This window comes from Paenibacillus sp. RC84 (assembly GCF_041260495.1).
Taxonomy (GTDB): Bacteria; Bacillota; Bacilli; order Paenibacillales; family NBRC-103111; genus Paenibacillus_F.
Genome location: NZ_JBGBYL010000006.1, coordinates 1 through 16,308, shown reverse-complemented (window position 1 = coordinate 16,308; position 16,308 = coordinate 1). Strand labels below are relative to the sequence as shown.

Annotated in this window: 14 protein-coding genes; 8 read left to right on the top strand and 6 right to left on the bottom strand. The window is 48.5% G+C overall.

Translation table 11 applies throughout. The features are described 5' to 3' along the window. Positions 1 to 6: 6 nt before the first annotated feature. From mnmG to rpmH, 6 genes are all read right to left on the bottom strand, one after another. Positions 7 to 1,896 carry a tRNA uridine-5-carboxymethylaminomethyl(34) synthesis enzyme MnmG gene (mnmG, locus tag ABH899_RS14705; protein WP_369997473.1) on the bottom strand — a complete coding sequence of 630 codons (1,890 nt, stop codon included), beginning with the start codon at positions 1,894 to 1,896 and terminating at the stop codon, positions 7 to 9. Between the two features lie 22 nt (positions 1,897 to 1,918). Beyond that, a complete protein-coding gene (gene mnmE / locus ABH899_RS14700) occupies positions 1,919 to 3,295 on the bottom strand; it encodes a tRNA uridine-5-carboxymethylaminomethyl(34) synthesis GTPase MnmE (protein ID WP_009673451.1) in 1,377 nt (458 codons plus the stop codon). Positions 3,296 to 3,383: 88 nt separating this feature from the next. After that, positions 3,384 to 4,001, bottom strand: coding sequence for an RNA-binding cell elongation regulator Jag/EloR (gene jag / locus ABH899_RS14695; RefSeq protein WP_217562992.1), 618 nt, complete (start codon positions 3,999 to 4,001; stop codon positions 3,384 to 3,386). Then, positions 3,998 to 4,753 carry a YidC/Oxa1 family membrane protein insertase gene (locus ABH899_RS14690; protein ID WP_218230726.1) on the bottom strand — a complete coding sequence of 252 codons (756 nt, stop codon included), beginning with the start codon at positions 4,751 to 4,753 and terminating at the stop codon, positions 3,998 to 4,000. Before ABH899_RS14690 ends, jag begins: the two co-directional genes overlap by 4 nt. A gap of 104 nt (positions 4,754 to 4,857) precedes the next feature. Further along, the gene (gene rnpA, locus ABH899_RS14685) at positions 4,858 to 5,205 is read right to left on the bottom strand and encodes a ribonuclease P protein component (RefSeq protein ID WP_009673476.1); all 348 of its coding nucleotides are present in this window, start codon (positions 5,203 to 5,205) and stop codon (positions 4,858 to 4,860) included. A gap of 138 nt (positions 5,206 to 5,343) precedes the next feature. Further along, positions 5,344 to 5,478 (bottom strand): 50S ribosomal protein L34, encoded by a 135-nt coding sequence (gene rpmH / locus ABH899_RS14680; RefSeq protein WP_009673467.1) that lies wholly within the window; start codon positions 5,476 to 5,478, stop codon positions 5,344 to 5,346. A 477-nt stretch (positions 5,479 to 5,955) separates the two neighbouring features. Here rpmH and dnaA point away from each other — a divergent pair, with 477 nt between their 5' ends. The 8 genes from dnaA to ABH899_RS14640 all read left to right on the top strand — a co-directional run bounded on the left by dnaA (position 5,956) and on the right by ABH899_RS14640 (position 15,991). Further along, positions 5,956 to 7,320 carry a chromosomal replication initiator protein DnaA gene (gene dnaA, locus ABH899_RS14675; protein ID WP_369997465.1) on the top strand — a complete coding sequence of 455 codons (1,365 nt, stop codon included), beginning with the start codon at positions 5,956 to 5,958 and terminating at the stop codon, positions 7,318 to 7,320. A gap of 168 nt (positions 7,321 to 7,488) precedes the next feature. Continuing rightward, a complete protein-coding gene (dnaN, locus tag ABH899_RS14670) occupies positions 7,489 to 8,631 on the top strand; it encodes a DNA polymerase III subunit beta (RefSeq protein ID WP_369997462.1) in 1,143 nt (380 codons plus the stop codon). 39 nt (positions 8,632 to 8,670) lie between these two features. Then, on the top strand, positions 8,671 to 8,886 hold the full coding sequence (yaaA, locus tag ABH899_RS14665; RefSeq protein ID WP_009673395.1) for a S4 domain-containing protein YaaA: 216 nt from the start codon (positions 8,671 to 8,673) through the stop codon (positions 8,884 to 8,886). A 26-nt stretch (positions 8,887 to 8,912) separates the two neighbouring features. Then, a complete protein-coding gene (gene recF / locus ABH899_RS14660) occupies positions 8,913 to 10,031 on the top strand; it encodes a DNA replication/repair protein RecF (RefSeq protein ID WP_218230728.1) in 1,119 nt (372 codons plus the stop codon). 6 nt (positions 10,032 to 10,037) lie between these two features. Beyond that, the gene (remB, locus tag ABH899_RS14655; RefSeq protein ID WP_042235705.1) at positions 10,038 to 10,286 is read left to right on the top strand and encodes an extracellular matrix regulator RemB; all 249 of its coding nucleotides are present in this window, start codon (positions 10,038 to 10,040) and stop codon (positions 10,284 to 10,286) included. A 34-nt stretch (positions 10,287 to 10,320) separates the two neighbouring features. Continuing rightward, positions 10,321 to 12,237, top strand: coding sequence for a DNA topoisomerase (ATP-hydrolyzing) subunit B (gene gyrB / locus ABH899_RS14650; RefSeq protein WP_369997457.1), 1,917 nt, complete (start codon positions 10,321 to 10,323; stop codon positions 12,235 to 12,237). Between the two features lie 65 nt (positions 12,238 to 12,302). Beyond that, a complete protein-coding gene (gene gyrA / locus ABH899_RS14645; protein WP_369997454.1) occupies positions 12,303 to 14,828 on the top strand; it encodes a DNA gyrase subunit A in 2,526 nt (841 codons plus the stop codon). A gap of 89 nt (positions 14,829 to 14,917) precedes the next feature. Beyond that, a complete protein-coding gene (locus ABH899_RS14640) occupies positions 14,918 to 15,991 on the top strand; it encodes an HD-GYP domain-containing protein (protein ID WP_369997451.1) in 1,074 nt (357 codons plus the stop codon). The last annotated feature ends 317 nt before the right edge of the window (positions 15,992 to 16,308 follow it).

The following is a 16,308-nucleotide window of genomic DNA, read 5'->3' as shown; positions in this document are numbered from 1 at the left end:
ATTCCTCTATCCCCTTGCAGCGATAACTTGGTTATAGTGCTCCAGGTAAACGAGCAGGATGGAGATATCCGCCGGTGTTACACCAGAGATCCGGCTCGCCTGTCCGATGGATACGGGACGAATTTTTGCGAGCTTCTGCTTTGCTTCCGTTGCAATTCCATGAATATCTTCATAGATGATATCGTCCGGAATCTTTTTCTTTTCCATCTTTTTAAGTCGTTCTACCTGTGCCAGCTGCTTTTCGATATACCCTGCATATTTCACTTGAATTTCGGCCTGCTCTTTTACCTCATCGGAAAGCTCTACCGGCAGAGGAAGCATACCCTCAACGTGAGAGTAGTTGATCTCCGGGCGTTTCAGAAGGGTGAGAAGATCCACGGCATTATTCAGCAGAACGGTGCCCGCTTCCTCGAGAATAGCCTGAACGTGAGGTTCCGGACGTACCTTGGTCGTTTTAAGACGCTGAAGTTCCTGTTCGATCTGTTCCTTCTTCTCCATAAAACGCTGGTAACGTTCTTCCGGAATCAGTCCGATTTTATGACCGATCGGAGTCAGCCGAAGATCGGCGTTATCGTGACGTAGCAGCAGACGATACTCCGCACGCGAAGTGAGCAAACGGTATGGCTCCGGCGTCCCCTTGGTCACCAGGTCATCGATCAGCACGCCGATGTAGCCTTCGGAACGGTCGAGAATGACCGGGTCCTTCCCCTGCACCTTGCAGGCCGCATTAATACCGGCCATGATGCCCTGACCGGCCGCTTCTTCATAACCCGAGGTTCCGTTGATCTGCCCTGCTGTAAACAAACCCTCAACCTGTTTGGTTTCAAGGGTCGGTTTTAGCTGCGTCGGAACAACCGCATCGTATTCGATAGCGTAACCGGTACGCATCATTTCAACCTTCTCCAAGCCTGTAATCGAACGCAAAATTTTGAGCTGCACATCTTCCGGCATGCTTGTCGACAGTCCTTGCACATAGTACTCGGACGTATTACGGCCTTCCGGCTCAAGGAAAATCTGATGCTTCGGCTTATCGGCAAAACGTACGATTTTATCCTCGATAGACGGACAATAACGGGGACCCGTTCCTTCAATGGCTCCCGAAAACATCGGCGCACGATGCAGATTATCGTTAATAATCTCGTGAGTATTCTCGGTCGTATAAGTTAGCCAGCAAGGCAGCTGATCTTGAGTGCCCTCTTTCGTTTCGTAGGAGAAAAATCTTGGATTTTCGTCCCCGGGCTGAATTTCCGTTTTGGAAAAATCGATGGAGTCCTTGTGCACACGCGGCGGAGTTCCCGTTTTGAAACGGACGAGTTCCAGACCCAAATCACGCAGAGATTGGGACAACCGGATAGAAGGCTGTTGGTTGTTAGGGCCGCTTTCATACATAAGTTCACCCATAATTACTTTCCCGCGCAGATAAGTGCCTGTCGTCAGAACGACCGCTTTGCCGTAATATTCGGCCCCAGTCTTCGTGACTACGCCTTTGCAGACGCCATCCTCCACAAGCAGTTCTTCCACCATCCCCTGACGTAACGTCAGGTTTGGAGTGCTTTCGATTGTTTCTTTCATCATGTGCTGATACAGAAATTTGTCCGCCTGAGCACGCAGTGCATGAACGGCCGGCCCTTTTCCTGTGTTCAACATCCGCATTTGAATGTACGTTTTATCGATATTGCGTCCCATTTCTCCGCCAAGCGCGTCGATCTCCCGGACAACATGCCCTTTTGCAGGTCCTCCGATAGAGGGATTGCAAGGCATAAAAGCAACCATATCCAGGTTGATGGTAAGCAGAAGCGTTTCGCAGCCCATTCTGGCTGCGGCCAGCGCCGACTCCACACCCGCATGGCCCGCTCCGATGACGATAACTTCGTAGTTCCCGGCTGAGTAGCCCATCTTTTCTACCTCCTATACCGTCTTATTTCCCAAGACAGAACTGTGAAAAAATTTGATCAATCAACGATTCGGCCACCGAATCTCCTATAATTTCACCGAGATGCTCCCACGCAGCACGGATATCAATCTGAATCATATCGATTGGCACATAGGCATCATTGGCTTCCATTGCTTCACGAAGCGAGCCTTTGGCCTGCTTCAGCAGTCCGATATGCCGGACGTTGCTGACATAGGTTAAATCCGTGGACTCCAAATTGCCTTCGAAGAAAATAGCCGAGATCGCTTTTTCCAGCTCCGCGAGGCCGCTTCCTTCCAGAAGAGATAGAGAAACCACTCGTCCCTGCGGGAATTTGGCTTCGATCTCATCTTTATCTATTTGTAAGGGAAGATCCGTTTTATTCAAAATGACGATAGTTTGACGCTGTCGCAGTTCTTCTATCATGGCCAGTTCTTCAGGCAGCAGCGGTTCGCTGCTGTTTAACACCAAGAGAATCAAATCCGCTTCGGACAAGGCCGTCCTGGAACGCTCTACCCCGATTTGCTCTACAAGGTCCGACGTTTCCCGGATACCGGCCGTATCAAGAAGCTTGAGCGGAATACCGCCCACATTGACGTATTCCTCGATCACATCCCGGGTTGTCCCCGGAATATCCGTGACGATAGCCCGGTTCTCCTGCGCCAGCGTATTGAGCAGCGAGGATTTTCCGACGTTCGGCTTGCCGATAATCGCCGTCACAATGCCCTCACGCAAAATTTTCCCGTGTTCGGCCGTTCTTAACAGCTCGTCGATACGGGAACTCACTTGAATGCAGCGTTCGCGGATAAACGCATTGGTCATTTCCTCAACGTCATGCTCCGGATAATCAATGTTCACTTCAATATGAGCCATCAGCTCAACCAGTTGGTAGCGCAGCTCGCCTATCGCTTTGGATAAATTGCCGTCCACCTGCTTCAGCGCAATTTGAAAAGCACGGTCCGATTTGGACCGGATCAGGTCGATGACCGCTTCCGCCTGGGTCAGGTCGATCCGTCCGTTCAGAAAAGCGCGCTTGGTGAACTCGCCAGGCTCGGCAACACGTATCCCCTGCTCCAGTAGGAGGTCCATCACCCGTTTGACGGAGACAATTCCCCCGTGACAGTTGATTTCAACGACATCTTCCGTCGTAAAAGAACGCGGTGCACGCATGACGCTAATAAGAACTTCCTCTATTTTATCACCCGATGAAGGGTGAATGATATGCCCGTAATGAATGGTATGTGTCTGAGCCTCGGACAATTTCACTTTAGACCGGAATAACGGCTCCACGAGCTTGACGGCTTCGTCGCCGCTGACTCTCACAACCGCTATACCGCCTTCCCCGAGTGGAGTGGCAATGGCGGCAATTGTATCTGAAATCATAAAATAAACACCCCGTAAGCGGAGCGGTAACCGCTCAAATTATGAAAAAAGCAATGACGCCTAGAAAAAACAGGGTCATTGCAGACAGTTATCTTAACGTAATTACAACGCGACGATTCGGCTCGTCGCCTTTGCTGTATGTTTTCACCGACGGATGCGATTGTAGCTCGGCATGAATGATTTTGCGCTCCTGAGCGTTCATCGGCTCCAAAATCAATTCCTTCCGGGAACGAACGACACGGCCCGCAAGCCGGTGTGCCAGTTCCTGCAGCGTCTGCTTCCGTCTGTCTCTAAACTGCTCGGCATCGAGCAGAATGCGGACATGCGCGTTTGAGAACCGATTTGCGACGATATTGACCAAATATTGAAGCGCGTCCAAAGTTTGTCCTCTTTTACCGATCAATATTCCGAGTTCGGATCCGCTTAAGTTAAACAAATGGCCTTCTTTCGTTTGCTTCTGGTCAATGGAGATAGCCAGCCCCATCGTATCGAACAGCTCTTTCAGAAAAGCAACGGCTTCCTCGATCGGATCCGGGATCTTCTCGAGTTCCACCTTCGCTTCCTTCGTGCCGATCAATCCGAGAAAACCTTTGGACGGCTGTTCCAGGACGGTGACATGCACCCGGTCTTGCGTAGTGCTTAACTGCGCAAGACCGGCCTTTATTGCATCATCAATCGTTTTTCCCGTCGCAATCACTTTTTTCATGCAGCCTGTCCACCTTTTGTTTTAGGAGATCGACCGTACAAGAAATAGGTCTGAACGATGGTGAAGATGTTGCTGTAAATCCAGTACAGCGGCAAAGCGGATGCGAAGCTCATCGACATCACGAAGATCATCACCGGGAAAATAAACATGATGCTCTGCATCTGTTTGTTCATCGGGTTCTGAGCCGACATCACTTTCTGCTGAATGAATGTTGTAGCCGCCGCTACGATCGGCAGTACATAGAACGGATCGGGTTTACCGAGTTCCATCCATAGAAATTGGTGAGAAAAAATGTGCGGATTCCGCACGATCGCTTGATAAAGCGCCAGCAAGATCGGCATCTGAATCAGAATCGGGAAACATCCGGCAAGCGGATTGACACCATGCTTCTGGAAAAGCTTCATTGTCTCTTCCTGCTGCTTTTGCGGGTTATCTTTAAACTTCTCGCGGATTTTAGCCATTTCCGGCTGTACTTCCTGCATACGCTTGGAGCTCTTGTACTGCTTGAGCGTCAGCGGCAGAACGATCAGGCGGATGATGATAGTCACGATCAGGATAGAGATACCGTACGAATTGCCAATCGAATTGGCAAAGAAATCGAGCAGATCAGACAGAGGGATAATGAAGTATTTGGTGAAAAATCCTGCTGTCGCGGGATCCAATGGAGGATACGAGGTAGGCGACGTGCCGCAACCCGTTAGCACGAACAACAGCAAAAGAAGTGGTGCATATTTGTAGGTTCGACGAATCAATTGAGGTCCTCCCAGTTTTCTATTCCACCATAAACTATACCATAGTTTAATCCGGCAAGGAAATAATTGCTTGGAAATTAAAGCATGTTCAAATCGAGCCGGGATCAGCTGTTTTTTCGCAGCAGCCCCGCCCGTTTGAAAACATGGTAGATGCTCTTCTCCATCTCGTGGAAATCCATTTCAACGGCCGGCTTTCTCACGATGACAATATAATCGTAGCCACCGGGAAACCGTTCCTCGTTCAGCCGGATAATTTCCTTTAAAACGCGGCGCAGCCGGTTGCGGATGACGGCGTTTCCAATCTTTTTGCTGGCCGAGATCCCCAGCCGGAAATGTTCATTCTCACGACGAGGCATATAATATAGAACAAACTGGTGGTTCGCTGCCGACTTTCCGTAGCGATACACCTTTTGAAAATCTTCTCTTTTTGCAAGCCTAAGCTTTTTTTCCACAAGCAAGCACTCCAAACAAAACCGCTTCTTTGACCGCCCATTACTTAGTTTTCACCGGTAACGGGCGGTTTAATCGGTCGAAACCCTCACAAGCCTATAAAAATCCAGAAAAAAAGACCACATCAAGTGGCCTGGCAATTAAGCACTCAGTACTTTTCTACCTTTTTGACGGCGTGCTTGCAGCACTTTACGGCCGTTTTTCGTGCTCATTCTTTTACGGAAACCGTGGTTCTTCTTCCGTGTTCTTGTGTTCGGGTTAAACGTAGGACGCATCTATTTGCACCTCCCTGAGGATCTATCTAATCCCAAAAATGTCTTTTTCAATTAAAGCACAAAGAGAGGCTATAAGTCAAGGTGGAAGCTCGGTCGGAACAACCTGTGTACAAATTTTTCAGGCCTCTGTGCAGAACTTGTCGAAAACAAACAAATTATCAACAATATCTAGTGGTGTTAATATTAACTTTACACAAGGGGTTGAATATGTGGATAAATTAAAACATTGCGTTGATAATCCCTCTCTCATTTGCTAATATAGTATTGTTTCTGTTGTGGATATTCTCCTGACACCCTTCGTTTATCAACAGCCTGTGGATAACATTGTGAACAATTTTCCCTCTATTCGAGCAAGTCTCTTCTGCATAACCTGACTCGTGTGGATAAGAATCGACAAGATTTTGTGGTAATTGACATGAAGCAAGGCGACATGGCGTTTTCCGCAAGTCTTTTTTATGTTTAAAGGAGTGAACTGTTGTGGATAGCCATACGACCGACTCATGGCAGCAAGTCCTGTCTATCATACAAAAAAAATTAAGCAAGCCGAGCTTCGATACTTGGCTTAAATCCACAAGAGCTACCGTCTTTACGGATACGACTGTCGTCATCAGCGCACCGAACAATTTTGCGAAAGAATGGCTGGAAAGCCGCTACGCGAAAATGATCGGGACCACGATCTATGAATTTCTCGGCAAACAAGTCGAGGTCAAATTCATAAACGAATCCGACGAGAAATCGCCCGTCGCGGTACAAACCCCGCCCCCGGAAACTCAGAAGGAGCCTGTCGCTCCCGTTCAAGAAGAAACTTTTCATCATATGATGAATTCGCGGTACACGTTCGATACGTTCGTTATCGGCGCCGGCAACCGGTTTGCCCATGCGGCTTCTCTTGCCGTTGCAGAAGCTCCGGCCAAAGCATACAATCCGCTTTTTCTGTACGGAGGCGTAGGACTGGGTAAAACCCACTTGATGCATGCAATCGGGCATTATGTGCTTGAACATAACCCGCGGGCGCGCGTTCTCTACATCTCGTCCGAGAAATTTACGAACGAATTCATCAATGCGATTCGGGACAACCGCGGTGAAGGATTCCGCAACAAATACAGAAGCATTGACGTGCTTCTTATAGACGATATTCAATTTCTTGCGGGTAAAGAACAGACGCAGGAAGAATTTTTCCACACATTCAACGCCCTTCATGAAGAAGGCAAGCAGATTATCATTTCCAGCGACCGGCCTCCCAAAGAGATCCCGACGCTCGAAGACCGTCTGCGTTCGCGCTTTGAATGGGGACTCATTACGGATATCCAGCCGCCGGACCTGGAGACACGTATTGCCATTCTCCGCAAGAAAGCCAAGGCCGAGAATCTTGAAATTCCGAATGAAGCGATGGTGTATATCGCCAATCAGATCGATACGAACATTCGGGAACTCGAGGGTGCATTGATTAGGGTCGTCGCCTATTCCTCCTTGAGCAACCAGGATATTACGACTCATCTGGCTGCGGAAGCGCTGAAAGATATTATCCCTTCAAGCCGGCCGCGGGTCATTACGATGCAGGATATCCAGCAGAAAGTCGGAGAGTTCTACGGGTTGAAAATGGAGGACTTCAAAGCGAGGAAACGAACCAAAGCCGTTGCTTTTCCTAGGCAGGTTGCCATGTATTTATCTCGGGAAATGACCGATTTCTCTCTTCCCAAGATTGGCGAGGCGTTCGGCGGACGCGATCACACGACCGTCATCCATGCGCATGAAAAAATTAGTGAGGCCCTGAAAACAGATCAGGAACTTTTCAAAATCATTCATAGCCTGACGGAAAAAATCAAAAATCCGTCCTCTTAATAACTACAAGCCTATGCACAAACTATGCACATGTGGATAGGCTTGTTTTTTGTGGCTTTCGTCCACATATCCACATATCCAGTGCCTCTACTACTATTACTAATAAAAAAAAGGTATTATATAAGGGTATGCAGTCCGGCTAGAATTTAGAACCACAGGAGTGAAAACATGAAATTAACGATATTGAAAGATTATCTTAATGAATCCATTCAGCACGTCTCCAAGGCAATCTCCAGTAAAACGACTATTCCGATTTTGACCGGAATCAAAATAGACGCCACTTCAGAGGGTGTAACACTGACTGCCAGTGACACCGACATTTCCATCCAAAGCTTTATGCCGACCGAAACTGCTGAGCTGAAAGTAATTGAGCTCTTTCAACCGGGAAGCGTTGTGCTCCCCGCTAAATTTTTCATGGAAATGATCCGCAAGCTCCCTTCCCAAACGATAGAGATCGAAGTTAAGGACCATTTTCAAACGACGATTCGTTCGGGATCTTCCGAAGTGCAAATTATGGGTCTCGACCCTGAAGAATATCCGCTTCTGCCCCAAATCGAAGAAAGCCGTACGATCCGGATTCCAAGCGATCTGCTCAAAACGATGATCAAGCAGACGTCTTTTTCCGTTTCGACGAATGAAACTACGCCTATTCTGACCGGTGTACTCTGGCAGATTTCGGACAATAAGCTGAAATTTATCGCTTGCGACCGCCACAGACTGGCTTCCCGTGAGATTAACCTCGATCTGGAGCCGGGGCAAAAATTCCATCCGATCGTTATTTCCGGACGTACGCTTAACGAGCTGAGCAAAATTTTGCCGGATCAGAATTCCTTGATCGATATCGTTATTGCGGATAACCAGGTGTTGTTCAAAATGAACTCGATTTTGTTCTATACGCGCATCCTGGACGGAACTTATCCGGATACATCCAAGCTTATTCCGCAGTCGTTCCAGACAGAACTCGTTGTGGGCACCAAAGAACTGGCCGATGCGATCGACCGTGCCTACCTTCTTTCCAGAGAAGATAAGACCAATATCGTTAAACTCGTGATGAAAGAAGATGAATCCATCGAGGTTTCTTCAAGTTCGTCCGAATTGGGCAAAGTAACGGAACAGCTGCAGCTTCAGAAAATCAACGGGGATCTGCTGCGGATCTCGTTTAATTCCAAATATATGCTCGATGCGCTTAAAGTCATGGATAGCGACCATATTCACATCGGATTTACCGGCGCTATGCAGCCGATTATTATCCGTCCGGAAGAACAGCAAAATATTTTGCAGCTTATTCTCCCGTACCGCACAACAAACTAAGGCAACTGACAATTAAATCAAACAAACGGAGGAGACTCGATGAAAGAGGTCACCATTCGTACGGAATATATAACCTTGGGTCAATTTTTAAAATTGGCGGACTGCATTCAAACCGGGGGACAGGCCAAATCCTTTCTTCAGGAAGCCCATATCGAAGTAAACGGAGAAATCGAAAACCGCCGCGGGCGGAAGCTGTACTCCGGAGACAAAGTTGCCGTAGAAGGCTGCGGGGAATTCGTCGTGTCCCGGGAATAGGCCCGAGAAGCACAGGAGGAACGCCATTGTTTGTCAAACGGCTGTTGTTGGATCATTATCGAAATTATCCACATGTGGAAATCTCGACGGATCGGAATGTTAACATCTTTGTAGGTCCCAATGCGCAGGGGAAGACCAACTTGCTGGAATCCATCTATGTGCTTGCACTGACCAAGTCTCACCGTACCCATCAGGATAAGGAATTGATTCAATGGCAGGAGGACCATGCCAGACTTTTCGGCGAGGTGGAACGAAAATACGGAATGAGTACGCTCGAGCTTGCGATATCGGGCAAAGGCAAGAAAGCGAAAGTAAACGGGCTTGAGCAAAAAAAGCTGAGCCAGTACGTCGGGGCGCTCAATGTGGTGATGTTCGCTCCCGAAGACCTGGAAATCGTGAAGGGAAGCCCCGGCATCCGCCGGAGGTTTCTCGATATGGAGATCGGGCAGGTTTACCCCAGCTACCTCTACGACCTCACTCAATACCAGAAGGTGCTTGTGCAGCGGAATAATTTGCTGAAGCAGTCTTACCCCCCTTCCGCGGCCAATAGCTCCATGCTTGATGTATGGAATGAACAGCTTGCGGCCTTTGGTGTTAAAATTATGAAAAAGCGTCAAAGCTTTATAAAGAAACTCCAAAGCTGGGCGGAGCAGATTCATCAGGGAATCACCAACGGCAAGGAAATGCTCCGGGTGGAGTATGCTCCTTCCTTTGCGGACGGGCACTTTGAAGATGAATCTGTTTTATTGGACCGATTTATGATAAAGTTATCACAGATAAAAGAACAGGAAATGCGAAGAGGCGTCTCATTGATCGGTCCGCACCGGGACGACCTTCTTTTCTGCATTAACGACAAAGACGTACAAACGTACGGATCCCAAGGGCAGCAGAGAACGACTGCTCTTTCTTTAAAGTTAGCCGAAATCGAACTCATCCGGGAGGAGGTCGGCGAGTACCCTGTTTTACTCCTCGACGATGTTCTTTCCGAACTTGACGAATATAGACAGACCCAACTCATCCAGACGTTCCAGAAGAAAGTGCAAACGTTTATCACAACGACCGGACTCGAAAGCGTCCATTTGGACCAGTTAGACCATGCGGCCGTTTTTCATGTTTCGAGCGGCAGCGTCATCGACAGGAGTTGAGAGATTGTGTTTATCCATTTAGGCGGCGAAAAGATTATTCGTTCCTCGGAACTCATCGCGATTTTCGATCTGTCGATCGAGAAGTCTTCGAAGATATCCAAGCAGTTTATTGCAGAGGCTACTCGCAGCAAGAAGATCGAGATCATTGGCGAAGAGGAATGCAAATCGCTTGTCGTGACGCAAGGCAAAGTGTATTATTCCCCAATCTCCTCGATGACTTTGAAGAAACGCGCAAATCAGCTGTTGACGAACTGAGCGATTTGACTATGTAAAAGCAGGTGAAGGGTGTATGACTTTGAACCAAAATTCGTACGATGAGAATCAGATTCAGGTACTGGAAGGGCTGGAAGCCGTTCGTAAAAGACCGGGCATGTATATCGGCTCGACCAGCAGCCGCGGCCTCCACCATCTCGTGTGGGAAGTTGTCGATAACTCCATCGACGAAGCGCTGGCCGGTTATTGTACCCGTATCGACGTCATCGTTCATAAAGACAACCGGATAACCGTTATTGATAACGGCCGCGGAATTCCCGTAGGGGAACATGCCAAAATGAAGCGTCCCGCGCTTGAAGTGGTTCTCACCGTGCTCCATGCAGGCGGCAAATTCGGTGGAGACGATTCGGGCTATAAAGTTTCCGGCGGACTTCACGGGGTAGGTATTTCCGTTGTAAACGCCTTGTCCTCGCATCTTCTCGTACGAGTCAAGCTTCACGGCAAAATCCACGAACAAGAATATCGCCAGGGTAAACCGCAATACGATCTTCGGATTATAGGCGAAACGGAAGAGACCGGAACAACGGTTACGTTTACGCCCGATCCGGAGATTTTTACGGAGACGACCGAATATGAGTACGATATTCTGCAATCCAGAATCCGTGAACTGGCGTTTTTGAATAAAGGAATCGAGATTAATCTGACCGACGAACGTACGGATACTTCCGAAAGCTTTATGTACGAGGGAGGAATTAAGTCTTTCGTCGAGCACTTGAACCGGAACAAAGAAGCCCTTCATCAACCTCCGATTTATGTTGAAGGCAGCAAGGACAACATCCAGGTTGAAGTGGCTATTCAGTACAACGACAGCTATACGGAGAACATCTATTCGTTTGCCAACAATATCAATACACACGAAGGCGGTACTCACGAGTCCGGCTTCAAAAGCGCATTAACGCGGATTCTGAATGACTACGCGCGCAAAACGAACGCGATCAAAGAAAGCGGTTCTAACCTGTCCGGTGACGACGTGCGTGAGGGATTGGCCGCCATTATCTCGGTCAAGATACCCGAGCCGCAGTTTGAAGGACAGACCAAGACGAAGCTCGGCAACAGCGAAGTGCGCGGAATCGTCGATTCTTTGTTTGCCGAGAAGCTTCTCGAGTTCCTGGACGAAAACCCGGCGATCGCGAAGAAGATCGTGGAGAAAGGCCTCCAGGCCTCCCGTGCGCGCGAAGCGGCCCGTAAAGCGAGAGAACTGACCCGTCGCAAGAGCGTGCTGGAAGTAAGCTCCCTCCCGGGTAAGCTGGCCGACTGCTCGTCCAAGGATGCGTCTATCAGCGAGCTGTACATCGTGGAAGGGGACTCCGCCGGCGGGTCGGCCAAACAGGGCCGTGACCGTCACTTCCAGGCCATTCTGCCGATCCGGGGTAAAATTTTGAACGTGGAGAAAGCGCGTCTGGACAAAATTTTATCGAACCTTGAGATCCGTGCCATTATTACGGCGATGGGTACCGGCATCAGCGACGATTTCGATATTACCAAAGCCCGCTACCACAAGCTGATCATTATGACGGATGCGGACGTCGACGGGGCCCATATCCGCACCTTGCTGCTTACGTATTTCTATCGTTACATGCGCAAGCTGATTGAAGTGGGGTACGTGTATATCGCCCAGCCGCCGCTTTATAAACTGGAGCGGGGCAAAGTAGCTCGCTATGCATACAGCGACAAGCAGCGGGATGAGATCATGAAAGAATTTGGCGAAGGAGCCAAAGTCAACGTTCAGCGTTACAAAGGTCTCGGGGAGATGGATGCGGAACAATTGTGGGATACAACCATGGATCCGGAAACTCGCACTCTGCTGCAAGTCACTATCCAGGATGCGATGGATGCCGATTCTATTTTCGATACGCTGATGGGAGACAACGTGGAACCTAGACGTAATTTCATTCACCAGCACGCTAAGTATGTCAAGAACTTGGATATTTAAAGGCTTCAAGAGATAGAGGGCTGGATTTATTCCAGTCTAGGATGCACGTTTCAGGAGGATAAATCATGACCGAAGAAATGCGTTCGCAAGTCGTTGAGGTTGATATTAGTTCGGAAATGCGCACCTCATTTTTAGATTACGCCATGAGTATCATCGTCAGCCGTGCGCTTCCCGATGTCCGGGACGGCCTCAAACCGGTTCACCGGCGTATTTTGTACGCAATGTCCGAGCTGGGCATGTATTCAGATAAACCGCACAAAAAGTCAGCCAGAATCGTCGGCGAAGTAATCGGCAAGTACCATCCTCACGGGGATTCTCCCGTGTATGAAACGATGGTCCGGATGGCACAGGACTTCTCGCTGCGTTACATGCTCATTGACGGGCACGGAAACTTCGGTTCCGTCGATGGCGACATGGCGGCAGCTATGCGTTACACGGAGGCACGCCTTTCCAAGATTGCTATGGAGATGCTCCGCGATATCAATAAAGAGACCATTGACTACATTCCGAACTATGACGGAGAGGAACAGGAGCCGGTTGTACTGCCGGCACGGTTCCCTAACCTTCTTGTTAACGGGTCTTCCGGGATTGCCGTAGGTATGGCCACCAATATTCCGCCGCATAACCTTGGAGAGGTTATCGACGGAATTCAGCAAATGATCGAGAACCCGGATGTAACCCCGTTGGAATTGATGCAGTCAATCAAGGGGCCGGACTTCCCGACAGGTGCGTATATACTCGGCCGCGAGGGAATTCGTCAGGCTTATGCCACCGGCAGAGGCTCCGTCACCATGAGAGCGAAAGCCGACATTGAAGAAGTGAATAATAAAGCGCGGATTATCGTGCATGAAATTCCTTATCAAGTAAACAAAGCCCGTTTGATTGAGAAAATCGCAGAACTCGTCCGCGACAAGAAAATCGACGGCATTACAGACTTACGTGACGAATCGGACCGTAACGGTATGCGCATCGTTATGGAGCTGCGTCGTGATGTGAATCCGAATGTCGTTCTCAACAATTTGTATAAGCATACAGCTTTGCAGTCCAATTTCGGTATCATCATGCTGGCCCTCGTAAATGGAGAACCTCGGGTTCTGAACCTGAGGGAGATGATTTATTATTACCTGGAGCACCAGAAAGTCATCATTCGTAGACGTACCGAATACGATCTGCGCAAAGCTGAAGCCCGTGCTCATATTCTCGAGGGTCTGCGTATCGCGCTCGACAATCTGGATGAAGTCATTGCCCTGATCCGTTCTTCGCGTACAACCGATGCTGCGCGTGAAGGCTTGATGACAACCTTCAACCTTTCTCACGATCAGGCGCAAGCCATTTTGGATATGCGTCTGCAGCGCCTTACAGGTCTGGAGCGGGAGAAGATTGAACAAGAGTATGCCGAGCTTCTTCAAAGGATCGCGGAATTGAAAGCTATTCTTGCGGATGAGCAGCTTATTCTTGCTATCATCAGTGATGAACTCAATGAAATTAAACAAAGTTACGGTGATGAAAGACGCAGTGAAATTACCAAAGGCGAAGACAGCATCGAAGACGAAGACTTGATTCCTCAAGAAGATGTTGTCATTACTATTACCCACACGGGCTATATTAAACGCCTTCCGGTAAACACGTACCGAAGCCAGAAACGCGGAGGCCGCGGAATCGTCGGTATGGATACGAAGACGGATGACTTTGTAAACCATCTTTTCGTAACCAACACGCATCACTACCTTCTCTTCTTTACGGACAGAGGCAAAGTGTACAAGCTTAAGGCCTACGAGATTCCGGATCTTAGCCGGACTGCGCGCGGAACCCCGATTATCAATCTGATTCAGATTGAACAGGGAGAAACCGTAAGTGCCGTTATCCCGGTTCAGGAATTCAGTGCGGACAACTACTTGTTCTTTGCCACAAAGCGGGGAATTGTGAAAAAAACTCCGCTGGATGATTACATCAATATCCGCAAAGGCGGCTTGATCGCAATCAACCTCCGTGACGATGACTCGCTTATCGGCGTTAAACTGACGGATGGCAAACGCCACATCATCATGGGGACACGTGACGGCATGTCCATTCGATTCCCGGAAGACGATGTCAGATCCATGGGCCGTTCGGCCACGGGTGTCAAAGGCATTCAAATCGGTTCGGAAGATACCGTTATCGATATGGACGTGGTTGACGAAGACGCGAGTGTCCTGATTGTGACCTCCAAAGGTTTCGGCAAACGGACGCCGATAGCGGAATACCGCGTGCAATCACGGGGCGGCAAGGGGATCAAAACGCTCAACGTTACCACCAAGAACGGTGCGGTAGTAGGTCTTAAAGTCGTGAACAACGAAGAAGACCTGATGATCATTACCGCGAGCGGGACACTTATCCGGACAAGCATCTCGGGCATCTCTGAAATGGGACGTAACACGCAGGGGGTTCGTCTAATCAACATCCGCGAGGATGATGAGGTCGCGACTGTCACTCATGTGGCCAAGAGCGAGGAGAGCCAGGATGATGAGTTCAACGAAGAAGATCAGGAACAGATAGCGTCTGAACAAACAGACGCACAGGTGGAAAATCCTGAAGAGGATACTGAAATTTAATAAATACATTCGGAGGTGGGGACTTACATCCCCATCTTTTTTGTTTTACAATAAAATTGACAAACTTAGGTAAAACGGAGGGAAACACCTTGCGGACAGTCTCTGTCTCACAAATTAAAGCCGGCGATAAGCTTCTGGAGGCTGTAAACAGCCGTTTCGGCAATGCATTATTCTATAAGGGCAGAATCCTGACAGAGCGAGATGCGGAGATTCTGAAAGCATTCCTGATCTCTACCGTAACCATTGATAGCGGGACAAGCAATTCGGGTCAAGAATCGGCCGGTGCGGTTGCTTCATTGGATATAGATACGAAACAAATCTCATCCTTTGATCTTTCTTACGACAAAATGCTGCAGCTGCTAAAGAAAGCGTTCGGTCTTGTGCTGGGCAATTCTGCCCTGCCGGTGCTGGAAATGCGTAATGAGCTTCACAAGCTGATCGAGCATATAGAAGGGTATCAGGTCCTTACGTTTACACCGCGGCAGTTTCAGCTTCAGGATTTCGTCTATCACAACAGCATCATGGTTTCTCTGACATCTTATCTTCTGGCTAAATGGCACGGACTCCCTCAGAAGGATTGGATGCAGATAGCCCTCGCCGGACTCCTGCATGATATCGGCAATGCCAAAATCGATCAGGCTCTTCTCGTTAAACCGACCAAGTTAACACCTATAGAGCTTGAGGAAATGCGCCAGCACACCCTATACGGTTACAATGTGCTAAAACCGATAGCAGCCCTTAACGAGGGAGTTAAGCTTTGTTCTCTTCAGCATCATGAGCGGGAGGACGCCTCCGGCTATCCGCTTGGTCTTAAAAGCGATCAGATTCACATCTATTCCAAAGTGGTTGCAGTAGCCGATATCTTTCATGCCATGACAAGCGTTCGTTATCATCAGGTAGCCACATCCCCTTATGTGGTTCTGGAGCAGCTGAGCAAAGATGCTTTCGGCAAAGTCGATCCGGCGATCGTCAATACGTTCATCGACAAAGTGACTTCTTTTCATATCGGGACCGTTGTAAAATTGAACGATAACCGTGTAGGCGAAATTGTTTTCTCGGATCGGTCGTACCCGACACGTCCTTGGGTCAACATTAACGGAACAATCGTTAACCTTACGATGGAAAGAAACCTGTACATTCAAGAGGTCATTGAAGCTCGTTAAGGACAAATAGGTTCGATGAAAAATATCTTCCCTAGGGAAGATATTTTTTGTTGACATGGTATCGAGTGAATGGTATATTAGTATTCCGCCTTCCGAAAGAAGCGACAAATTAAAAACCTGAAAAAATTCATTGAAAAAAAAGCTTGCAATCAACTAGGTGAATGTGGTATATTAATTAAGTCGCCGCTAGAACGAAGCGGATAACGACGAGGCTGATAAAGCCGAGATTGTCCTTTGAAAACTGAACAACGAGTGATTGAAGCGTCTCAAGTAATTGAGACATTAATGAGAAGAAATTCTCGTCAGCAACGAATTTT